A 21840-nucleotide genomic window follows, 5' to 3' on the forward strand; every position below is an offset into this window, starting at 1 on the left:
TGTATCGAGATAAAATGAATTATTTAACAACGTTCTTTAAAGGTATGGCAATGGGAGCTGCTGATGTGGTTCCGGGTGTATCGGGTGGTACGATTGCTTTTATTACTGGCATTTATGATACGCTTCTAGAAAGCATTCGACGTATTAATCCATCAATTCTAGGTTTATGGAAACGCGAAGGTTTTAAAGCAGCATTTAACCACATTAACGGCTTCTTTCTTATTTCTCTATTTGGTGGGATCTTAACAAGTATTCTGACATTAGCGAAATTCATTACGTGGATGTTGCACACTCACCCTATTCCATTATGGTCGTTCTTCTTCGGCTTGATCCTGATTTCAATCGTACATATTGCGAAACAGATTGAAAAATGGTCTTTAGATCGCTTTGTTATGTTATTTGCCGGAGCAGCGTTTGCTTATAGCATTACGGTTCTCAACCCGATGACAATGACTCCATCGACATTCACTTATATTCTTGCGGGTTCTATTGCTATTTGTGCGATGATCTTACCAGGTATTTCAGGAAGCTTTATTCTTCTACTTATCGGTATGTACGGTCCTGTACTTGGGGCTGTTAAATCTCTTGATTTGGTGACTATGGGACTGTTCGCATCAGGCTGCTTAATTGGCTTATTAAGTTTCTCACATGTCCTTTCTTTCCTACTAAGAAAGTTCCGTGATATTACGCTAATTTTCCTTACAGGCTTAATGGCAGGCACATTAGGTAAAATCTGGCCTTGGAAAGAAGTGTTAGAATGGCGCATTAATTCAAAAGGTGAGCAAGTTCCACTAATAGAGCAAAACCTATCTCCATTTAACTACGAACAAGTAACGCAGCAACCTGCACTCATTGGTTTCGCAGTATTTGGCGTTATTTTAGGTATTGGTTTAGTTCTAGGGCTTGAAATGTACGCTAAGAAAAACGAGAAAGAATCGTAATTGATTGGTGCAAACTGATACATCAATAGATACAAAAAAGGAGCATTCAATATGCTCCTTTTTTACATCTGTAATACGACTAATATTAATTAGTGATGATTTGGCTCACGAAGATAAATAATCCAGTAACCCATACCAACGAAGATGCCACCACCAATGATATTACCAATCGTTACTGGGATAAGGTTATTAATCACAAAATTATGTAATGTTAAATCTGCAAAATCCAATGCAGAATAACCACTTGCTGCCCAAAACTCAGGAGAAGCAAAAGTTTTAATGCCAATCGCCATTGGGATTTGGAACATATTCGCAATACAGTGCTCAAAACCTGCTGATACAAACATTGCTACAGGTAAGATCATAACCAAAATTTTATCTGTTAATGTACGACCTGAAAACGTCATCCATACGCCAACACAAACTAATACGTTACACATAAGACCGAGTGCAACTGCTTGCCAAAAACCATGGTGCAACTTGTGTTGTGCAATTTTCATTGTATTGATACCAACCGCACCACCGTCGTTCATGTATTGTTTTGCAACTAACATGATACCAACAAGTAGCATGGCACCAATAAAGTTACCAACATACACAACAGCCCAGTTCGCACATAGGTTTTTCCAGCTGATTTTACCACTTGCGCGAGCAACTAAAGTTAACACCGAGCTGGTAAATAATTCACCACCGGTTACCACAACTAAAATAAGACCAAGACTGAAAGCCAAACCGCCAACAAAATGGGACATACCCCATGGCATTGATTCAGCACCAGTAGTTACTGTGGTATAGAAGATAAAAGCAATACCGATATGTATTCCGGCAGTAATTGCTAATAAAAATGATTTAAATGGATCTTTGGTTGCTTTTGCTACGCCAACTTCAGCAGCGCGTTCTGCCATTTGTGGCGGTAGTAAAGAATCGAATTGGTTCATAGTAGAAACATTTTGATACAAGTGAATAGGAGGGTCGGATAATCCTCCTATTTTGTTCGGAATACAAGCAATTTTATTATTGAAGAGTATTAATTTTAAGATTTGAATAAAGTATAAAAAAATATTTATTGAAACTAATAAATAAGCACTGATTAAGTAAAAATAAGATTTAAATTTTGATATCTATGCTTTCTCTATGACGACGATCTTTGTTTACTCTACGATCATACAACACAGGTTTCGATGGATACGTTCGTCGCTCTTCTTTTTTTCTAAGCTCTGCTTGGTAGGTTCCATCCACATCTACGGTATCAATAATTTTTTCATCAACATTTGGTAAGGATTTTTTACTCATATCCCCTCCTTAACTCTTCTTTTTTTACAAAATAGCAATTGTTACTTATTTGTTATTATTAACATAACAAGGGCAATTAACCAAGTGATCATTCACAACCCCCGTTGCTTGTAAAAAGGCATAACAAATTGTAGACCCTACAAATTTAAACCCTCGTTTTTTTAAATCTTTACTTAATTTGTCGGATAATTCCGTTGTTGCAGGTACTTCAGACATCCCTTCCCAATGATTGATAATCGGTTTTTGATCGACATAAGCCCAAAGATAATTTGAAAAACTGCCGAATTCTTGTTGTATCTTTATAAAAGCATTCGCATTCGTAATCACTGAATTAATTTTAAGTCGATTACGTATAATTCTGGAATCTTGCATTAAGGCTTCCACTTTATTTTGGTCATATTGAATTATTTTTTGTAAATCAAAATCATCAAACAATAATCGATAACCTTCTCGCTTTTTCAAAATTGTCGACCAACTTAGTCCAGCTTGCGCTCCTTCTAATATCAAATATTCAAACAATTCATGATCAGAATGAACCGGAACACCCCATTCATTATCATGATATTCCCTATCTAAATCAGAAACCTCCGCCCAACTACATCGCTCTTTTCTCATTTACCTACCAACCTTTTTTTATACAATTTAACTGAGTTCACACAACAGATAATGTCTACCCACCCAAATTTTAACTTATGCTACCATTCGTTAACGAGTTTAGTTGAGTCGATATATATGAAAGCATTCACAGTTTTAATCAAAGCCTTTCTTATCTTATTACTATTTTGTACTGGTTTTTTCTTTACTGAAATAAGCACTTATGTAAAAAGCTATATAAGTCCAAAAATTCAACTTAATAATACTTGCCATTTATCAACACAAGTTTGTCAGCAAAATGACATATCCATCATTCTTGAAAAGGATACGCTAACTCCTCTACAGCCTAGTTCTATTTCAGTGAACTGGCCAAACAATAATGCCGACAGCCTTACTATTACGTTACAAGGTTATGACATGGCAATGGGCAATCCTACATTTAAATTATTACCCAATGCAGACAAAAGCTATTCTGGCGATATTTTACTTCCTATTTGTACACAAAATACCATGATTTGGGTCGGAACAATTAGTGATGGTAAGACCTCTATTAATGTTTCGTTAAAGGCAGAACAATGAAAAAACTCTTAATTATCATCATTATTATTTCATCAGGGTTTGGGTTAAAGCAGCTCTATTTATCAAAGACAGCCAACAGCACTCAGCTTTATGGTGCGAAAAATCAACCAATAAACCTTCTTGATGAAACCGATCCTAGAATACGTATTGTTTATTTTGGCTTTACTCGATGCCCCGATGTTTGCCCGACATCTTTAGCTATGCTATCAGGCGCATTGAATCAAATTGATAAAACCACCTTATCTCAATTTAGACCTGTATTTATCACGTTAGACCCAGAGCGAGACGATGCCAAGCATGCCGCTGAATATGCCCACTACTTTCATCAAACAATCGAAGGTAGTTCTGGTTCTCTTCAGACCATTACACAATTAGCTGAACGTTATGGCGTCGTTTTTCGTAAATCTGAACTACCTGAATCTGAATTAAAGTACACCATAGATCACTCATCTTACTTTTATTTTTTAAAACCAGATGGCACCTTACTTACCAAAGTGCCACACACCATGACACCAGAACCCATAGTGAAAGCAATTAATGAACTTTCGCAGCTATAACGACACTTTAAAAGGAATATTAACCATGAAAAAAACATTACTTGCTCTTAGCGCCCTATTTATTAGTTCGACTTCTTTCGCACAGAGTGAATTGATTATCGAAAATCCATATGCACGAGCGACGCCACCAAATGCAGTAAATAGTGCCATTTTCATGACCATTAAAAACGATGGAGATAAAGATCGAACACTGGTATCTGCGACAACATCAGCCGCAAATAAAGTTGAACTTCATACTGTGATAAAAAGCGATGGCATGATGAAAATGCGCGAAGTAGATTCAATGACAATAGCAAAAAACTCAGAGACGGTTTTAAAACCTGGCGGATTACACATCATGCTTTTTGAACTAACTGGCCCACTCAAAGAAGAGCAATTTATTGATGTAACGCTTAACTTTGCAAACGGTGATAAAGAAGTATTTAAAGCACCTGTTAAGAAAGTCATGGCTGGAATGAAGCACAAAATGTAATCATGTCTTATTAGTAAGTCAGCATGTCCGATTGGAGATATATGTAATTAATTGTACCTGTCAAACTGCATCCCATTATCCTCTGATGAGATGCAGTTCACATGTATTATCTTTTACCGCTATTCACCGTACTCATTTGGGGCGGAAATTCTATCATCAATAAAATGGCAGCTTCTGCTATCGAGCCAAGTGCGATGAGCTTTTATCGTTGGGCTTTTGCCATGCTGATTTTAACTCCGTTTTGCTTACCGTCTGTTATAAAATCTCGTCATGTGATCCGTCCATATTTAAGTAAATTGGCTTTCTTAGCATTACTAGGAATGGTGTTAAACCAATCTCTTGGTTACTACGCAGGTTTAACGACTACGGCTTCAAATATGTCGTTAATCACTTCACTAGTGCCATTAATCAGTATCTTTCTTAGCTTACCGTTATTGGGTAAACGCATTTCAGCATTAAGTATTGTCGGTGCAGTCATTTCACTTGCAGGTTTAACATTTATGCTTGGTCATGGAGATATGACTTTCTTTTTACACCAACCAATTACAGAAGGTGATGGCTTGATGGTACTAGCAGCTCTCGCTTATGGTGCCTATTGTGTATTATTAAAACGCTGGAAAATGCCAATTACTAACTGGCAACTTATTTATATGCAAGGGATCTTCGCTGTCGCTATGCTAACGCCATTGTGGTTAACAAGTGATAGTCTATTACCAACAGAAAGCTCAATTCCACTCATCATGTACGCTTCAATTGCCGCTTCTATCTTAGCGCCTTGGATGTGGGTAAAAGCGATTGATGTTATTGGTGCAGAATCAAGTGCAATGTTCATGAATTTACTACCAGTAGTTGCGGTATCGTTAGCTGCAATCCTACTAGGTGAGAAGATTGAAAGTTATCATCTGATGGGCGGAATAATGGTTATTTCTGGTGTTATATTGGCTCAAATTAAAACCAAGAAAGCCAAACAAGAAGCAAGCGTTCTCGTTAAAGCCTAATTAAAATTTCTAGTTTACATACATAATAAAGCCGACTATTAATGTCGGCTTTTTAATACAAAGAATAAGTCATTTAACAACGATTACACTTTCCCGATTTAGATTGATATTCGATTAAATTCCCTTGAACATCTATAGAGAAATCACAACAATCCGTAAATAAGCCATGTAATTTTTCACGGCTTTTCTTTACCCTCGATTTTAACGTTGAGTATTTTAATCCATGCTTTTCCGCATACTCTTTTTGAGATATTCCTTCGATTTCAATAGCTGATAATAATTCAGCATCTTCATTCGACAGCTGTTCAATAAAAGGCAAAAGGCATCGTGAAAGCTCTTTCATCACTTGCTCTTCATTTTCTTCATCAAACCATAAATCATCAGCTAGTAACTCTGTGCGCCTGTTATTTTGGCGGTAAAAATCAATAATCGTATTATTGGCTATTTGAAATATCCATGATTTTACTTTTTTAGCATCCGAGATCGTTTTAAGATTTTTATGTGTTTTAATCAAGATCTCTTGAAGCAAGTCTTCAACATCTTCAGGATTAGAAACTTTGCTGCGTAAAAACGCTTTTAAACTTGATTGATACTCGAACCAAATCACTTCTAATTTCATATAAATTACTTACCTTTATACTTTCTAATTTTTAGGCGATACAAACAACTTAAGGTAACCAATAATTGATTACCTTAATTAAAGTCTACTATTTGTTGCTATGAATACAACTAATTACAGCATGAGCTTGAATCAGTTGAACAACGTCCTTCTGCACATTTCGCCTCTATACCATTCATTACATGAGCTAAATAGGTATTTTTTAAATAAAAACCACTAAAGGTTGCAACGAAATCTTGCGGTACTGTTTTCTCTGCTAGACCAGAGTCAATAAGTGAAGCCTGCCATTTTTGAACTTTAGGGAAACCATCAAGCATATCAAACCCTGATTGATCTTTAATGACAACTGCACGATGTAGCAATGGAAGCCAAGCAATATCAACATTTGAGATATAGTCGCCTTTAAAAAACAACGAATCACTCAATTTACCTTCTGCCTTAGCGAACGCTTTAGAAAGATTAGCCAAACGTGTTTCAAAGGTTTCTTTATCTTTACTTGCCATGGTTCCACATTGCGGCATGTAATGTTTACTAGCTTGATATGACCATGCACGATCAATTGCTCGCTGTTCTGGTGTCATATCTTCAATTGGAGCGTACTTATCATCAAGGTATTCAACAATAGCGTCCGACTCAAACAACACGGTCTTATCCGCTGTAATCAATACTGGTACTTGACCATTTGGCGCAATATCCAAGAACCACTGTGGTTTATTATTCAATTCAATGTATTCAATTTCAAACGGCACATTCTTTGTTACTAACGCTCCCATTACACGTTGTACAAATGGGCAATTTTTAAAGCTAATTAATTTAATCATGGTGTTACTCCAAAGTGGTTCGTTATTTGTATTTACATCTATAAGACGAAACCAATTTAGAAAAGACGACATTTTAATAAAAAAAATCCCCATCAAAAATGATGAGGATTAGATATGATTAAAAACGCTCAATAAACTAATGCGTTACTTGCTCATGATGTTCAATTAACTGCTTATGTAATACATCTTTTAGTTCCATACGCTGGCGCTTTAATGCATGCATACTATCATCGCCAATTGGGCTACCTGATATCTCTAATTGTCGAATGTCATAATCAAGTTGATGATACTGTTGGAGAGCAGCTTTAAATTTAGGATCATCATGATTAAGCTGAACAATATCCAATTTAAGCTCTGGAAAATCTAAGATAAAAGCGTGGTTTTCATTTAGCATTGGCACTTCCTTTTCTATCAGATTACCTATCAGTATAGGAGCAATCCATCAAAAGAAATGTGCCGCATCACTCAAAGTTAATCGCGAATCTTCTAGCAGATACTAACCTTCTGCAAGTTGGTCTTCGTGCTTCGCCACTTTATGTCCATCTTCTGTACAGCCCTCTTTCCAGTAGCTGCTAATATAAAGTTCGTCTTTATCGACTTCCTTTTCATTACGGAAATACGTACGAAGCGCTCTCATGTTGTTAAATTCACACGCACTCCATACAGCAACTCGACCGGCTTTCCACTCTTGTAAGCGAACCGTATCTGTTAATCCTTTCTCATCAGATTTAATGACCCATACAAGCTCAATACCTTGTGGTTTCGCTAGATCTTGCTTATCTGATGGATGGTTAATTTCAATAACCGCATAACCTATTGCCGTTGCAGGCAAAGCTTCAAGTTTTGCAGACAATGCAGGTAACGCTGTCATATCAGCAACTAAAAAGAACCAATCTGCTTCTGCATTTAATCCTTTGATACTTCCTGGGCCAGCAATTGAGATCGTATCACCACTAACGGCATTTTGAGCCCAAGCAGAAGCAAAGCCTCCAGTTTCAGCTGTCATGATCTTATTCGCATGGTGATGGCGAACAAAGTCCACATCTAGCTCATTTTGCTCTTTCCTCAAATTACGCACGGTATAAGTACGCATCATAGGACGAGTCCCGTCAGGAATTCCAGAAAGATCGGTTCCGCCATTTTCGTTAAACAGCAGCTTGATGTAACCGCCTTCACTTTCCATATTAAAATCAGATAGATCTTCAGCTTTAAACGTAATGCGCTGCATATTAGAAGTAAATTGCGCACTCTTTAAGACAGTCAGTACACGTGGTGAGGGTTTGTTACTCATAACTTAATCCTTTATTGTCCGTAATACATACAAATACGTTGTCCATTCACTTCATGGATATCAAACTCGGTTTCATATATTTCAGACAACACCTCTTTTCTGATCACTTCAGCAACGGTACCATTTGCGACCACTTTGCCTTTTTTAAGTGCCACTATATTGTCTGAATAGCATGATGCAAAATTAATATCGTGAATAACAATAACAACGGCTTTACCTAGTTCATGAGCCAACGTCTTAATGTTTTTCATGATTTGCAATGAATGTTTAATATCTAAGTTATTTAGCGGTTCATCTAAAAATACATAATCCGTATCTTGGGCAACAACCATAGCGATAAATGCCAATTGACGTTGACCGCCACTTAATTGGTCTAAATATTTATTCTGAATAGGTTCAAGATCTAAATAGCGAATCGCTTTATCCATCACTTCATTATCGTGCTTTGTGAGTTTTCCTTGGCTATATGGAAAACGACCAAAGGCAACAAGTTCACGAACCGTAAAACGCATATTTAAATTATTAGATTGTCGAAGTACCGCTAATTTTTTTGCGAGTGCTTTAGTGTCCCAATCCACCACTTCTTGGTTTTCGATGAGTACACTACCGCTGTCTTTTACTAATAAACGACTTGCCATGGATAACACGGTACTTTTACCTGCTCCATTAGGACCAATGATCGACGTAACTTCGCCTTTAACAAAAGAAGCGGAAGCTTGGTCTACTACTTTTTGCTGACCAAATGATTTAGATAGTTGAGATAATGAAATCATACGTTTCTCTATTGAATTTTTTGTCTAACTAACAGTGATAAGAAGTACAAACCACCGATAAAATTAATTACTACGCTTAATGTCGTTTCAAACTTAAATATGTTTTCGATAACCCATTGGCCTGAAAGCAACATCGACATTGCCATTAAACTGCTTCCCAACAACAAAGTACGATGACGATAGGTATGAAAAAACTCTTTCGCTAAATTAGCTACTAATAAACCAAAGAACATGACAGGACCAACTAATGCCGTTGAAACCGAAATTAAAATTGCAACTAAGATAAGTACTTGTTTTGTCACTTTGCTAACATCAACACCCAAACTGGTCGCGTTATCATTATCTAACCAGAACACATCAAGAATATTCGACATTCTAAAAAGAATCGTACTAATAAGAAGTAATGGAATTACACAAAAGTAAACGAGATCTTTATTAATGTTATTAAAACTTGCAAACATACTCGATTGAATCGAAGCAAAATCATTTGGATCGACTAACATCGTGAAGAAAGAAGAAATATTAGAAAATAGCTGTCCGAAAATCACCCCAAGCAATAATAAAGTAATTACGTTACTGTTATTTTTCTTGAAATAAAATCCAAATAACAATAAAGAAAACCCGACCATTATCACTACTGACATCGCAAAGTTTAAAAATGGATTTAATATGAAAACACTAAAGCTACCAAAAATAACAACAACCAATACTTGAGTAAGTAAATACAAGGCATCAAAGCCCATGATACTTGGTGTTAAAATACGATTATGCGTAATGGTTTGAAAAACCAAAGACGATTGAGCAATGGCAATACTGGCTAAAATCATCGCTAATACTTTAGGTACACGACGTGACAAAAAGTATTCATAATTTGAGGCATCAAGCCCAATACCAATAAACAAAAAGGTGAATAACACGGTAATGAAAGCCAATGCCGTTAATTTAATTGAATCAGACATTTTGCTTACCTTTTACGATAAAGAAAATAAACACCACTCCACCAAGAATACTGATGATCATAGAAATAGGAATTTCATAAGGGAAAATGATCACACGTCCCACAACATCGCACGCAAGAATTAATATCGCACCAACAATAGCTGTTAATGGAATATTTCTACGCAAATTATCACCATAAAATTGTGCCACTAAGTTAGGAACAATGAGACCAAGGAAAGGCAATTGGCCAACAATCATTACTACTGTTGCCGACATAACAGAAACTAAAATAATGCCAAGAAATAGAATTTGCTTGTAATTCAAGCCAATATTAGTTGCAAAGTCTTTACCCATGCCAACCGCAGATAAACGTGTTGCATACCAATAGCTGATCACTGAGATAGGGATTGCGATATACAGAAGTTCGTAATTACCTTGAAGAATGTTGGCGAAGTTTGCCACTGTCCACGCAGAAAGGTTTTGTACTGCATCGTATTTATAGGCAACAAATGTTGCAGCAGAAGAAACAACGTTACCAAAAATAATACCGATGAGCGGTACATAAATGGCATTTTTGAATTGAATACGATGAATAAACTGAATGAAAAGAAGCGTGCCACCAATTGCCATTGCAAAAATAAGCAGTAAATTATCACCATGCCCAAAGAGAACTAAACTCAATACATAGCCCAACATAGCACATTCGATGGTGCCAGAAGTTGATGGTGCTGCAAATCGGTTTTGACTTATCTGTTGCATGATTAAACCGGCAATACTCAAACCTGCACCAGATAATAAAATCGCTAATAAACGTGGTAAACGACTTACCATAAGAAGTTCTAAAGCTTCCGTATCACCGCGGAATATAGCCGACAGCGGTAAATCAGCAACGCCAATAAATACCGAAGCAAAACTCAATACAATAAGAACAAGCAATAACTTTTTCAAAGCTAACCTCAGCCTGCACAAAGCGTGCTATTTCAATGAAACAACACGCTTTACAGTAGAATTAGAAGTAAATTTAAAGATGAATAGATTGTTTTACATCAGCAATCATTTGATCGGTTGCTGTAACACCAGAAATCGCTAAATACCATGCATTAATGTCTAGGTAAGTTAAACTACCGTTCTTATATGCATCAGTTGCTTTTACTAATGGGTTAGCAAACTCTTCACGTGTACGACTTTTATCTTTATTGATCAATTTATCTTTATCAATAATTAGTAGGTTTGATGGGTTTACATCACGGATAAATTCATACGACACCAAATCACCATGGCGAGATTCTTTAATACCCTCTACCGCCTCTTTAAATCCAAAGTCTTTATAAATAGAAGAAAAACGCGATTGAGCTCCGAAGGTTGTGATATTACCACCAGCACTCATAACCGTTAATGCAGCAACATTATTTGCTTTATTGTGTTCAGCAATAGCTTTAAATTCAGCATCTACGCTAGCGATTTTCGCTTCAACTTTATCTTGAATTTCAAAAATATTACCTAGCATACGCCATTGTTGTTGTGTACTTTTCCAATAGCTCGTAGAGTCAGCGGCAAATACGATTGTTGGTGCGATTTCAGACAGATCTTTATACGCTTTCACCGCTCGTGAACCAATAATGATCACATCCGGCTTTTGCATGTAAATAGTTTCAAAATCAGGCTCACTTAAGCTACCAGAAGAAGCATATTCTTTCGTTTTATACTTTAGTAAGTAAGAAGGCATTGTCGTTGCCTGAGTTACCGCTACTGGTTTAATACCAAAATAATCAATCGCATCTAACGTTCCAGTACCAATAACAACAACACGTTGAGGTTTTGTCTCAAGTGTCGTTTTGCCTAATTGATGAGAAACGGTAATCGTTTCAGCATAACTTGATGCAGAAACTAATAAACCAAATAACATTGTAGCGATACTTTTTTTCATATTCTTTACACTCAAGTGATAACTATTCGTATTTCGATTCACTATAATGAAAATGGTTATTATTAACCAGAATAAAAAAGTAAAGATTGTAAAGGCGTAAAAAATATAAGGCTATTAGAAGAGAATTGGGATAATTGCGGTTTTATAGACAAGAAAAAAGGCCATTATAGGGGGAATGATAATGGCCTTAAAAATACATAGCTGGTTTTCTTTAGTGCAAGTGTCTCTTCGTTACTTCACATGAAAGAGTCTCATGATCAAACAAGAAACGAAACGCGTGCGAGTTAAAATATTTCCCGTCACTCCATAACACTTCACCAAAGATCTTGCAGAGATCCATGTCTGAAGCTGAACCTTTCTTATCGATTAATCCAATAACAGATAAAACTTGGCTCTCTATATCCTTGGGACAATTTTTAATTGACCATTTATGAGTCATACTCATTTTTTCCATAATAATAACTAGCCTAATGTGTTTTTATTTATTGTGCTCAAGTCACAAAACACAGTTTAACCCAATGATAACTTAAATCAAGCTTTTTTGTGACTTAAGTCTCACAAAGTAAAATTACTGACAAATTATAGAAGTATAAATAATCAAAAATGAGACCTTTATCATTGATATTTTACATATTTAACACATAAAAATGGCGTTGTATTAATACAAACGCCTTTAATCTACCACTTTAGTGTTAATGCAAGTTATTGGTATTTAAGGATATTTACTTTCTAGGAATGACATAATATCGGCAGACTCATACATCCACTGTGTTTCACCATTTTCATTATCAATGCGTAAGCACGGTACTTTTATTCTTCCACCTCCCGCTAACAAAGCGGCTCTGTGCTCTTCATTATTTTTTGCATCTCGCAATTCAATATTCAGTGATTGACGTTTAATCGTTCGACGCACTTTCACACAAAAAGGACACGCTTCAAATTGGTACAAAGAATAGTTTACTGTTTCTGCATCAATTTCAGCTTGTTTAACAGGATCTCGCTTAACTCCTGATGGGGAAAAGACACAATCCAAACCTAAAATAACTTTACCAAGCACGAAACGAATAGCTTTCATGTTTACTCTCCTAAATAATGCACTAGTAGATAACAACGTTGAGCAAATACATGTTAACTAATGCGAAATTATAATAATTATTGTTTTAAAGTTACTGGATTGTAACAGCTTTATTTATATAAAAAAAAGCCTCAAAAGAAATCATCTTATGAGGCTTTAAGTTTATCGTTGTTAAAAGGCTAGAATTTATTCAAACTCAACAAGGTTACGTTCAAACTCTTCATGCTGTTTTAGTACTTTATCTTCAGGCTTACCTGTTAACTTACTAACGGCAATAATTGCAATCGTTGCAAAGATAATTCCAGGAACAATCTCATAGACATCAAATAAACCGCCAGTTAATTGCTTCCAAACAACAATCGTTACCCCACCAACAATAATACCAGCGAGAGCGCCATTACGATTCATTCCTTTCCAATAGAGGCTAAGTACAATCGCAGGGCCAAATGCAGCACCAAAACCTGCCCATGCATAAGATACAAGACCAAGAACAGAACTATCAGGATTCATTGCCAATAATAAAGCGATAACAGACAAAGCAACAACAGCGAAACGACCCACATTTACGATCTCTTTGCTTGTTGCGTCTTTCTTCACTAATTGTTTGTATAGATCTTCAGATAGCGCAGAAGAAGAAACAAGTAATTGTGAATCCGCCGTACTCATGATTGCCGCCAAAATAGCAGCTAAGAGAATACCAGCAACCACTGGATGGAAAATCGCATTTACTAACAACATAAATACTTTTTCACCATCGATCACTTCACCTGGCATTGAGCTTGTGACATAAAGTAAGCCAACAAGACCAACAAGTACGGCGCCAAACATAGATAAAGCGGTCCATACAACCGCAATACGGCGAGCTGTGGTTAAATCTTTATTTGTACGAGAAGCTTGGAAACGAGCCAAAATATGTGGCTGTCCAAAATAACCAAGACCCCATGCAACTAATGAAATAATGGCAATCGCACTTAGTGGTTTACCATCCATTCCTGTCCATAAAGTCATTAACTCAGGGTTAATTGCAACAAGATCTGAACTCAATTGCCCAAAACCACCTTGCATAGCTGCAATAGGTACAATCATCAGTGCAGCAGACATCAAAAGACCTTGAACAAGATCCGTCCATGCTACTGCTAAAAATCCACCGAATAAGGTATATGAGACGACACATAATGTTCCAATTACCACAGCAATTTTATAATCTAAACCAAATACAGTCTCAAATAACTTACCACCAGCAACCAAACCAGAACTCGTATAGAAAAGGAAGAAAAGCAAAATGAATAGAGCTGAAATAGTTTGAATGAGTTTCGATTTATCATTAAAACGACGGGACAAAAACTCAGGAAGAGTTAATGAATCATCCGTTGTCATGCTATACGTTCTTAAACGTTTTGCACAAATTAACCAGTTTAGCCATGTTCCGACAAGCAAACCACCAGCAAGCCACAATGACTCTAAACCAGCAGCATAGGCGTAACCAGGTAGACCAAGCAGTAACCAACCACTCATATCTGACGCACCAGCTGACAATGCCGCAGGCCATGGACCTAGTGTTCTTCCCCCTAAAAAGTAATCTGATGAGCTACTCGTTCGCTTATATGCATATACCCCAATCGCTAACATCATTATCAAGTAAGCGATAAATGTGCCTGTAATGGCGAAGTTATTTTCAATCATTTTATTTCCTTTGTGTTATTGGCAGTAATTAACGTCATTCTTGCTATGTTGAGCTTTGCTCTATAGTTATGGTGCAAAAATGACGGTGTAATATTCATCCTATTGAATATCAGTGGTTACCACCTCCAAGTTCCAGCAGTGTAGCGTTACCACCTACCGCTGTGACATTAATTGTTCGAGTGCGCTCTGTAATAAAGCGTAGAACAAAATGAGGGTCAGTAATGGTTGTTAAGCTTTCTTGATCCGTTTCTGCGATCAATTGCGCTAATAACCCTTCTCTTTGTGCTAATTGTTGATTCAATTCAATTTCTTTTTGAACATCTCCAACAAAACAAACACCAGCTAATCGATCATTATTTATGTCTACCGTCTCTCTATCAACTTGCTGAACAGTAAATTCAGGTACATGCACTTCATGTAAACTATTAACAATGATAGAGGCCACTTCAGAGTCTTCACTCGAAAGGGCGACAATAATAGCGTTTCCGGCTACTAATGCAGCAGTTATTTGACCAATTAATGCAACAACCGATGAATTTTTACTCGATGTGATGTAAAAAACACCTCTTGGAGCGGTATAGAGTTCATTGCTTTCACCTGTAGGCCCAGGCATTAACTCAATTTCGGTAATAAGATGTTGTGCTCGCTGACATTGATAACGAACCATTTTAGCTGCAAGTACACCAAAATGTGGATTCTCAGCCAGCTGATTTGCCCAAGTAAGCAATTTTTCAATTCGAAGTGATGCAGATTCAGATTGCCACTCAACCAATCCTTGAGAAAGCACTGAATCAATGATTTGTGTCATTTTAGTCATGGAGTTCTCCTTTCTCATTTTGAAGTCGTTGTATTTGCTTTTGTATAACGAATTAAATAACGCGGTCCACCCGCTTTAGGTCCAGTCCCTGATAACCCTTGTCCACCAAATGGCTGAACACCAACGACGGCACCAACTTGATCACGATTGATATAGCAGTTACCAACTTTAATGTTTTTCTCTATTCGTGTGTATGTCACTTCATTCCGGCTATGGATCCCCATGGTTAATCCAAATCCAGTCGAATTAATCTCAGAAATTACTTTATCTATATCACTGGCCTTAAAACGAACAATATGAAGAATCGGACCAAACTGTTCATTTTCTAATTGTTTAATGGACTCAATTTCAAACGCACTTGGTGGAACAAAATCTCCCTTTTCAGACCAATTAGGCAGATCGGCTTGTGCAACCAATACCCCTTCTTTTGTCATTCTCTCAATGTGTGCCATCAGTTTATCTTTCGCACGCACATCAATAACCGGCCCAACATCAGTACTGTGCAACTCAGGCAACCCTACACTTAACTCGGCCATTGCCCCTTTAATAAGATTGATAATTCTATCGGCAATATCTTGCTGAACAAACAACACTCGTAAAGCAGAACAACGCTGACCGGCAGAAGCAAATGCTGAGCGCATTACATCACGCACCACTTGTTCAGGTAATGCGGTACTGTCGACTATCATGGCATTTTGGCCACCCGTTTCAGCAATAAAAGGGACAGGAGAAACCCCTTCGCCCTCAATTGAACGGTTCGCTAAGGTGCGATTGATAAGTTGTGCTGTTTCAGTTGAACCGGTGAAAGCAACGCCAGCAACACGGTGATCAGAGGTAAGTGGAGCACCAACGTTTTTTCCATCCCCCGGTAATAAATGTACCGCTTGCGGAGCTATTCCCGTCTCTAATAACAATTCAATAGCTCGAACTGCGATTAATGACGTTTGTTCTGCAGGTTTAGCTATAACCGTATTACCAGCGACTAATGCAGCAGTTACTTGACCTAAGAAAATAGCAAGAGGGAAATTCCAAGGACTAATACAAACAAAAACACCTCGGCCTTGGCGTTCAATTTGACGAGAAATGTCATCAAAGCCTACGATAGTTTCTGTTGTTGTAAAATTCAATTTAGCTTGAACTGCGTAGTAACGACAAAAATCCACCGCTTCACGCACTTCATCGATACTATCATGAATCGTTTTTCCTGCTTCTTTATGACATAAAGCGACAAGTTCAGGCATGTTCATTTCTAACTTATCCGCTAAAGCTTCAAGATAATCTGCTCGCTCTGCCACTGGCGTTTGCTGCCAAATAGGAAAGTAATCATGAGCAATATCTAACGCATTGGATACTTGTTCTTGTGAACTCCAGACCAATGAACCAACATCATTTCCACGATCATAAGGAGAACTAATCACATGAAGCGCAGAACCATGTTCCTTGATCATGCTTTCGTAATCTCTGATGTTATTCACGATTGGACCACCCTGCCAATACGTTTTCATTTGTTCTTCTACTTGACGTTCAAATGGGTGAGCTTCACTTTCAACATCTAAATTTATGCTATATGAATTTTTACGATCAGAGAAAATATATGGCGGTAGTGGAATTAATTGATTCTCTAATGATGGGCACGCTAATAAAGAATCAACAGGATGAACCGTTAAACTTTCAATTGGGCAATTCGCATCAACCAATCGATGAACAAATGAACTGTTCGCCCCATTCTCTAATAAACGTCTTACAAGATATGGTAGTAAATCTTTATGACTGCCTACAGGTGCATAAATACGAACACTGCGATTAAACATATCCATAGCATGTTCATAAAGTGCATCACCCATACCGTGCAGTCGTTGAAATTCGAATTCATCATGGGTTGCCATAGATGCAATTGCGGCAACCGTATGTGCATTATGACTAGCAAACTGTGGAAATATATTGCCCTTTACATGCTCACTTAATAAATACCGAGCACAAGCTAAATAAGATACATCCGTGGCTTCTTTACGAGTAAAAACAGGGTAACGAGCAAAACCAAACTGTTGTGACAATTTTAATTCGGTATCCCAATACGCTCCTTTAACTAGCCGTAATGGAATGGTATCTCCCTGCTCTTTTGCCAAAGCAGTTAACCAGACCAAAACAGGTAATGCTCGCTTTGAATAAGCCTGAACCACTAAGCCAAACTTTCCCCATCCTCGTACTATTTCGCTACGATAGAGTTTTTCAAATAATTCAAGAGATAACTCTAAACGATCCATTTCTTCAGCATCGATAGTAATACCCACATCCAATTCTCGTGCACGCTCTAATAATTGCAGCACAGATTGGTACATCTCACTCATGACTCGTTCTTTATTTGCAACTTCATAACGAGGATGTAAAGCAGACAATTTAATCGAAACCGTTGGTTCAGGAGAATTGGCAATACTTGCAGCACGACCAACACTTTCAATGGCCATTATATAATCTTTAAAATACTTATGAGCATCCGTTTGGGTTAATGCCGCTTCACCTAGCATGTCGAAAGAATAGGTATACCCTTTTTCTCGCATCGACAAACCTTTTTTCTGAGCTTCTTCTATGGTTCGTCCAAGTACGAATTGATGCCCCATTATTTTCATTGCTTGATTCATCGCTTGGCGGATCACTGGCTCTGAAAATTTATTAACGAGTCGACTCAATGCATTAGAAGGCGAACCATCCGCTTTGACATCCATAGAAACAACTTTGCCCGTTAAAAGAAGTCCCCATGTAGAAGCATTAACAAAGGTCGAATCTGAGTTTTTTAAATGAGACTTCCAATCTGCAACACTCAATTTATCTCGAATTAATGCATCCGCAGTCTCTGTATCAGGAATACGCATTAACGCTTCGGCAAGGCACATTAATAATATGCCTTCTTTCGTATCTAAGCTGTACTCTAGTAAAAGGGCATCTATCATTTGTACGGCTTTTTTATCGTCACGAACACGTTGTATCAACACTGCCGCATGCTTTTCCATCATGACGGCTTCACGTTCTGTCGGTTTAGCTAATGGCAGAAGCTGCTGCAACCATTTGGCTTCATCAACCATGTAGAGAGGGGAAATAGCAGACCATAATGATTCTAACGGTTGCTCAATTATAGATGAGGACAATACTTCTTTCGCTTGAAACATACCTGTTTCCTCTTGTTTATCTGACATGTTCAACTATAAAAACTAAACCTTATAGTTAAGCTAATTATTATTAGAGTTTATTGCGAAAGATTCTATTTTCTATTTGGCCAAAATACTTGTCAAAACCTCCGATTTAATTGCTAAATCATCCACCCAGTTACAAAATGAGAACAAAAGCAGTAATTTTTAATTACGAATAAAGTTCATATTACGATATTGAGTTGGGGATTCTCCCACTTTTTTCATGAAGGCATGACTAAAAGCACTTTGATTAGCAAAACCGGCTTGTTGTGCAATTTCACCAACAGTGAGAGTGCTTTCTCTTAATAATTTCTTGGAGTACTCGATACGCTTTGTGACAATATATTGATAAGGAGTTAAACCAAACTCTTGCTTAAAAATGGCATAAAATTGACTCTCACCTAAAAAAACAGTGCTTGCTAACTGTGCAATTGTGATCTTAGTTCCGAGATGTAGTGTTATAAAATTGTCGATCACATCTGGATTCAAACGTTTTATTTTTTTTGTTGAATTTTCATCAATTAAATGACGCTCTAATAGGGAAATTATCGTGTTACTACATGATCTACTTAGTAAATGATCACCAATGTTTGATTGGATTTCACACACTAATAATTGAATTAGGTGTTGAATCTGACTATCAAGCTGATAATAACCCACTTTATAAAACAATTTTTTAACTCTTGAGGCTAACTCATCATCAGTAAAAACTTGAGGAAAATTAAGGACTAATATTTCAGATTGGTACAGGCTTAAAAAGGCATGCTCTTGAGCTGCCGGAATTATGGCGACTTTCCCTGCATAAATAACATTTATTTTATTATTTATTTCGAACTCAGCTTGACCTTTTAGTCCTATCACTAATTGATGATAGTCATGAGAGTGTAATTCCCTTTCTTGCGGCAACATTATGATTTGAGTTGGTGAAATCCAGTCAATTTCCATCATAAATCCATTCAGTTCATCCAATCTAACTTAAGTGCAGTTTAACCAAGATCATAAAAACAATCTATAACTCCTCTATCAATGAAAGCATGATCATGATGATGTATCTTACTGACAATGTACTTCCTATTAATAAAATACTGACATTGGAAGATGCCAAACAAACAAAACTAATTATATACAATAAGTTAGAGGAACTTATTAAACTTAAGACTCTGTAGTCTCATTAATTAACTTGATCATGCTTTCAGTCTATTGAAACGATGATCAAGGTAATTCAATTTTCCTAGCTCAATTACATATTATTTTGGTATAAATTTTGCTTATTAGTTAATGTTAAATCTATGAATAACGATACTCATCTGCATAGGTCATTTGCTTCATAAAAAGTGAAATATGTAGATCAGTATCAGAATACGTGAACGAAATTTATTATGTCTAATATTAAAAGCAGAAGAATTATGAATCGTAAAGGACTACCCGCACTAGCTCTAATCTTGTCACCAGCGCTCTTTACGCCAATTGCGCTTGCAAATACTGAAACACAAATAACAGCCCCTGCTGCTGATTCGGTTGCCTCTATTGATGCAAAACTTGATCATAAACGCAGTGAAGTTAAGCAACTTGAAGGGACGGTTAGAAATGATCAAAGTCGACTACGTGATTTACGTAATCAAAGTGATTCTTTAGACAAAAAAGCAGATCAATTAGATGCGAAACGTAAGTTAGCTCAGCGTAACTTAGATGAGCAATACAACCGCATGATTGATGATCCTGATCTTGATATCACTCCTTTCCAAAAACAATACCAAGATTCTTGGAAAGAAGTAAAAGAAAATCAGATTGCTAAACTTGCTATTCAACAAGATATCCAAGAACAAACTCGAGTTCTAAAAAGCAATAATGCTAAAAAACAACGTGCATTAGATGAACTAGAAATTCTTGGAGAATCACGTCAAGAAGCTCGTGTACTTCGTTTACAAGAAGAATTAGCAGCACAAGACAGCTTAGATGTTATTCATACCATTACATGTAAAATGTCGATGACCCTTGAAGCATGTGCTAACCAAGGTAAAACATTGAGCATGCAAAAAGCGGTAAATAACTTCCAACAACAACTGATCAATGGCTTTACTGAAACGGATATCGTAAAACAGCATGTTGATAGCGTATCGTTAAATATTCACGTATTAGATAGCGCTATTATTGATAGTGGTTTCAATGGTAGTAACCGTTACACAACTAAGCTTCAAGCTTCTTTACGTGCTCGTCCTAACTCTACTGCTGCTTGTCAACTTCTTGGACTTGAAAACCGTTACTGTATTGAACAGTCAAACTCTTCATCATTAAACGATAAAATCAAGAAAGAGAAGAAATGGGTAGGTGTTACTATCCGTTCAAACCGCCATGAAGATAACGTAACGGTTAATGGTGTTAATTATGGTAGTACACCAGTAGACGTTATGCTTCCAGCTGGCCAACATCAGATCACTGTTGAGAAATCAGGTTTCGAACCTTACCGCCGCCAGATGTCATTAACTAAAGACATTACAGTATGGGCTGATCTTAAAGAACAAGAAAACCGTCCAAAACCAGGTAAAAAATTCTCTGACCGATTAGGTAACAATCAATTAGCTCCTCAAATGGTAGTTATTGGCTCAGGCAATTTCCACATTGGGAAAAACGCAGCTAAAAATGTAACGATTTCTAAAGCTTACTCTATTGGCGCAACACCAGTTACTGTAAATCAATTTAATGCATTTGTTGCTAGCACAGGTTACATCACTGAAGCAGAAAAAGGCGCAGGTTGTAATGCTATCAATGGCGGCGAAACTAAACGTCACCAAAACCAAAACTGGCGTAAACCAGGTTTTGAACAATCTAAAAATGCACCTGCAGTTTGTATTTCTAAAAATGATGCTGAAACTTACGCTCAGTGGTTAACAAAACAAACTGGCTTCAAGTACGCACTTCCAACAGAAGCGCAATGGGAAATTGCAGCTCGTGCGGGCAGCAAAGATGCATACTGGTGGGGTGACGATATTGGTTCAGGTAATGCAAACACAGGTTGGGGCGGCTCAACGTGGGCTAACAAGTCAACATCTCCTGTAGGCAGCTTTGGCGCAAACCCTTATGGTGTTTACGATACGGCAGGTAACGTATGGGAATGGACAAATGCGAAATCAGGTATCGTTCGTGGTGGCGCATGGAGCTTTGCACCGACAAAAGCAAAAGCTTATGAATCATTAGAACTGAACCCATCAACCAGTGCTAACTACACAGGTTTCCGAGTGGTTCGCGAGTTATAATTTTACTCTATCCATAAACAAA

22 protein-coding genes are annotated in these 21840 nt (G+C 37.2%); 6 read left to right on the forward strand and 16 right to left on the reverse strand.

Translation table 11 applies throughout. The annotated features are described in order from the left end of the window. Nucleotides 1-14: 14 nt before the first annotated feature. Nucleotides 15-941, forward strand: a complete 927-nt coding sequence (locus GNP81_RS14050) for a polyprenyl-phosphate transporter (RefSeq protein ID WP_005423228.1) — start codon at nucleotides 15-17, stop codon at nucleotides 939-941. Between the two features lie 89 nt (nucleotides 942-1030). On the opposite strand, the gene focA is transcribed toward GNP81_RS14050, so the two are convergent. The 3 genes from focA to GNP81_RS14065 form a co-directional block, all read right to left on the reverse strand. Beyond that, nucleotides 1031-1879, reverse strand: a complete 849-nt coding sequence (focA, locus tag GNP81_RS14055; protein ID WP_005423230.1) for a formate transporter FocA — start codon at nucleotides 1877-1879, stop codon at nucleotides 1031-1033. Nucleotides 1880-2048: 169 nt separating this feature from the next. After that, on the reverse strand, nucleotides 2049-2234 hold the full coding sequence (locus tag GNP81_RS14060) for a hypothetical protein (protein ID WP_005423231.1): 186 nt from the start codon (nucleotides 2232-2234) through the stop codon (nucleotides 2049-2051). Between the two features lie 45 nt (nucleotides 2235-2279). Beyond that, the gene (locus GNP81_RS14065; protein WP_155673837.1) at nucleotides 2280-2849 is read right to left on the reverse strand and encodes a DNA-3-methyladenine glycosylase I; all 570 of its coding nucleotides are present in this window, start codon (nucleotides 2847-2849) and stop codon (nucleotides 2280-2282) included. A gap of 117 nt (nucleotides 2850-2966) precedes the next feature. Between GNP81_RS14065 and GNP81_RS14070 the strand changes: the two genes are divergently transcribed. From GNP81_RS14070 to GNP81_RS14085, 4 genes are all read left to right on the forward strand, one after another. Then, nucleotides 2967-3407: a hypothetical protein gene (locus tag GNP81_RS14070; protein WP_196587358.1), complete on the forward strand. Its 441-nt coding sequence runs from the start codon at nucleotides 2967-2969 to the stop codon at nucleotides 3405-3407. Continuing rightward, a complete protein-coding gene (locus GNP81_RS14075; protein ID WP_155673838.1) occupies nucleotides 3404-3964 on the forward strand; it encodes an SCO family protein in 561 nt (186 codons plus the stop codon). The genes GNP81_RS14070 and GNP81_RS14075 overlap by 4 nt, the downstream gene beginning before the upstream one ends. Nucleotides 3965-3989: 25 nt before the next feature. After that, on the forward strand, nucleotides 3990-4436 hold the full coding sequence (locus tag GNP81_RS14080) for a copper chaperone PCu(A)C (protein WP_196587359.1): 447 nt from the start codon (nucleotides 3990-3992) through the stop codon (nucleotides 4434-4436). A gap of 101 nt (nucleotides 4437-4537) precedes the next feature. Next, the gene (locus tag GNP81_RS14085; protein WP_155672493.1) at nucleotides 4538-5434 is read left to right on the forward strand and encodes a DMT family transporter; all 897 of its coding nucleotides are present in this window, start codon (nucleotides 4538-4540) and stop codon (nucleotides 5432-5434) included. Between the two features lie 73 nt (nucleotides 5435-5507). Here the strand turns inward: GNP81_RS14085 and sigZ are convergent, their stop codons facing one another. The 13 genes from sigZ to GNP81_RS14155 all read right to left on the reverse strand — a co-directional run bounded on the left by sigZ (nucleotide 5508) and on the right by GNP81_RS14155 (nucleotide 19512). Next, nucleotides 5508-6053, reverse strand: a complete 546-nt coding sequence (gene sigZ, locus GNP81_RS14090; protein WP_155673839.1) for an RNA polymerase sigma factor SigZ — start codon at nucleotides 6051-6053, stop codon at nucleotides 5508-5510. A gap of 110 nt (nucleotides 6054-6163) precedes the next feature. Beyond that, on the reverse strand, nucleotides 6164-6874 hold the full coding sequence (locus GNP81_RS14095) for a glutathione S-transferase family protein (RefSeq protein WP_155673840.1): 711 nt from the start codon (nucleotides 6872-6874) through the stop codon (nucleotides 6164-6166). 136 nt (nucleotides 6875-7010) lie between these two features. Next, the gene (locus tag GNP81_RS14100; protein ID WP_155672496.1) at nucleotides 7011-7268 is read right to left on the reverse strand and encodes an HP1242/YdcH family protein; all 258 of its coding nucleotides are present in this window, start codon (nucleotides 7266-7268) and stop codon (nucleotides 7011-7013) included. 102 nt (nucleotides 7269-7370) lie between these two features. Next, nucleotides 7371-8165 (reverse strand): siderophore-interacting protein, encoded by a 795-nt coding sequence (locus tag GNP81_RS14105; RefSeq protein WP_155673841.1) that lies wholly within the window; start codon nucleotides 8163-8165, stop codon nucleotides 7371-7373. An 11-nt stretch (nucleotides 8166-8176) separates the two neighbouring features. Further along, nucleotides 8177-8938 (reverse strand): iron chelate ABC transporter ATP-binding protein VctC, encoded by a 762-nt coding sequence (gene vctC / locus GNP81_RS14110; protein WP_155658614.1) that lies wholly within the window; start codon nucleotides 8936-8938, stop codon nucleotides 8177-8179. Nucleotides 8939-8946: 8 nt separating this feature from the next. Further along, on the reverse strand, nucleotides 8947-9897 hold the full coding sequence (locus tag GNP81_RS14115; protein ID WP_155672498.1) for an iron chelate uptake ABC transporter family permease subunit: 951 nt from the start codon (nucleotides 9895-9897) through the stop codon (nucleotides 8947-8949). Continuing rightward, nucleotides 9890-10825, reverse strand: a complete 936-nt coding sequence (gene vctD, locus GNP81_RS14120) for an iron chelate uptake ABC transporter permease subunit VctD (RefSeq protein WP_155658612.1) — start codon at nucleotides 10823-10825, stop codon at nucleotides 9890-9892. The genes GNP81_RS14115 and vctD overlap by 8 nt, the downstream gene beginning before the upstream one ends. 73 nt (nucleotides 10826-10898) lie before the next feature. Then, a complete protein-coding gene (locus GNP81_RS14125) occupies nucleotides 10899-11804 on the reverse strand; it encodes a siderophore ABC transporter substrate-binding protein (RefSeq protein ID WP_155658611.1) in 906 nt (301 codons plus the stop codon). Nucleotides 11805-12516: 712 nt separating this feature from the next. Further along, nucleotides 12517-12879 (reverse strand): glutaredoxin family protein, encoded by a 363-nt coding sequence (locus GNP81_RS14135; RefSeq protein WP_155658610.1) that lies wholly within the window; start codon nucleotides 12877-12879, stop codon nucleotides 12517-12519. A 186-nt stretch (nucleotides 12880-13065) separates the two neighbouring features. Continuing rightward, nucleotides 13066-14562 carry a sodium/proline symporter PutP gene (putP, locus tag GNP81_RS14140; RefSeq protein WP_155658609.1) on the reverse strand — a complete coding sequence of 499 codons (1497 nt, stop codon included), beginning with the start codon at nucleotides 14560-14562 and terminating at the stop codon, nucleotides 13066-13068. A 109-nt stretch (nucleotides 14563-14671) separates the two neighbouring features. After that, the gene (locus GNP81_RS14145) at nucleotides 14672-15379 is read right to left on the reverse strand and encodes an aldehyde dehydrogenase family protein (protein WP_155658608.1); all 708 of its coding nucleotides are present in this window, start codon (nucleotides 15377-15379) and stop codon (nucleotides 14672-14674) included. A 14-nt stretch (nucleotides 15380-15393) separates the two neighbouring features. Further along, nucleotides 15394-18543 carry a bifunctional proline dehydrogenase/L-glutamate gamma-semialdehyde dehydrogenase PutA gene (gene putA, locus GNP81_RS14150; protein ID WP_196587376.1) on the reverse strand — a complete coding sequence of 1050 codons (3150 nt, stop codon included), beginning with the start codon at nucleotides 18541-18543 and terminating at the stop codon, nucleotides 15394-15396. A 186-nt stretch (nucleotides 18544-18729) separates the two neighbouring features. Continuing rightward, nucleotides 18730-19512 (reverse strand): helix-turn-helix transcriptional regulator, encoded by a 783-nt coding sequence (locus GNP81_RS14155; RefSeq protein ID WP_155673842.1) that lies wholly within the window; start codon nucleotides 19510-19512, stop codon nucleotides 18730-18732. 458 nt (nucleotides 19513-19970) lie between these two features. On the opposite strand from GNP81_RS14155, the gene GNP81_RS14160 reads away from it, so the two are divergent. Continuing rightward, nucleotides 19971-21818, forward strand: a complete 1848-nt coding sequence (locus GNP81_RS14160; protein WP_196587360.1) for an SUMF1/EgtB/PvdO family nonheme iron enzyme — start codon at nucleotides 19971-19973, stop codon at nucleotides 21816-21818. Nucleotides 21819-21840: the final 22 nt, after the last annotated feature.

The sequence above is a fragment of the Aliivibrio fischeri genome (assembly GCF_009727955.1).
Taxonomy (GTDB): domain Bacteria; phylum Pseudomonadota; class Gammaproteobacteria; order Enterobacterales; family Vibrionaceae; genus Aliivibrio; species Aliivibrio fischeri_A.

Bases quoted from the DNA above. Each gene is read 5' to 3' on its own strand.
- GNP81_RS14050 (WP_005423228.1), top strand. From the start codon at position 15: ATGAATTATTTAACAACGTTCTTTAAAGGTATGGCAATGGGAGCTGCT.
- focA (WP_005423230.1), bottom strand. From the start codon at position 1,879: ATGAACCAATTCGATTCTTTACTACCGCCACAAATGGCAGAACGCGCT.
- GNP81_RS14060 (WP_005423231.1), bottom strand. From the start codon at position 2,234: ATGAGTAAAAAATCCTTACCAAATGTTGATGAAAAAATTATTGATACC.
- GNP81_RS14065 (WP_155673837.1), bottom strand. From the start codon at position 2,849: ATGAGAAAAGAGCGATGTAGTTGGGCGGAGGTTTCTGATTTAGATAGG.
- GNP81_RS14070 (WP_196587358.1), top strand. From the start codon at position 2,967: ATGAAAGCATTCACAGTTTTAATCAAAGCCTTTCTTATCTTATTACTA.
- GNP81_RS14075 (WP_155673838.1), top strand. From the start codon at position 3,404: ATGAAAAAACTCTTAATTATCATCATTATTATTTCATCAGGGTTTGGG.
- GNP81_RS14080 (WP_196587359.1), top strand. From the start codon at position 3,990: ATGAAAAAAACATTACTTGCTCTTAGCGCCCTATTTATTAGTTCGACT.
- GNP81_RS14085 (WP_155672493.1), top strand. From the start codon at position 4,538: ATGTATTATCTTTTACCGCTATTCACCGTACTCATTTGGGGCGGAAAT.
- sigZ (WP_155673839.1), bottom strand. From the start codon at position 6,053: ATGAAATTAGAAGTGATTTGGTTCGAGTATCAATCAAGTTTAAAAGCG.
- GNP81_RS14095 (WP_155673840.1), bottom strand. From the start codon at position 6,874: ATGATTAAATTAATTAGCTTTAAAAATTGCCCATTTGTACAACGTGTA.
- GNP81_RS14100 (WP_155672496.1), bottom strand. From the start codon at position 7,268: ATGCTAAATGAAAACCACGCTTTTATCTTAGATTTTCCAGAGCTTAAA.
- GNP81_RS14105 (WP_155673841.1), bottom strand. From the start codon at position 8,165: ATGAGTAACAAACCCTCACCACGTGTACTGACTGTCTTAAAGAGTGCG.
- vctC (WP_155658614.1), bottom strand. From the start codon at position 8,938: ATGATTTCATTATCTCAACTATCTAAATCATTTGGTCAGCAAAAAGTA.
- GNP81_RS14115 (WP_155672498.1), bottom strand. From the start codon at position 9,897: ATGTCTGATTCAATTAAATTAACGGCATTGGCTTTCATTACCGTGTTA.
- GNP81_RS14125 (WP_155658611.1), bottom strand. From the start codon at position 11,804: ATGAAAAAAAGTATCGCTACAATGTTATTTGGTTTATTAGTTTCTGCA.
- GNP81_RS14135 (WP_155658610.1), bottom strand. From the start codon at position 12,879: ATGAAAGCTATTCGTTTCGTGCTTGGTAAAGTTATTTTAGGTTTGGAT.
- putP (WP_155658609.1), bottom strand. From the start codon at position 14,562: ATGATTGAAAATAACTTCGCCATTACAGGCACATTTATCGCTTACTTG.
- GNP81_RS14145 (WP_155658608.1), bottom strand. From the start codon at position 15,379: ATGACTAAAATGACACAAATCATTGATTCAGTGCTTTCTCAAGGATTG.
- putA (WP_196587376.1), bottom strand. From the start codon at position 18,543: ATGTTTCAAGCGAAAGAAGTATTGTCCTCATCTATAATTGAGCAACCG.
- GNP81_RS14155 (WP_155673842.1), bottom strand. From the start codon at position 19,512: ATGATGGAAATTGACTGGATTTCACCAACTCAAATCATAATGTTGCCG.
- GNP81_RS14160 (WP_196587360.1), top strand. From the start codon at position 19,971: ATGAATCGTAAAGGACTACCCGCACTAGCTCTAATCTTGTCACCAGCG.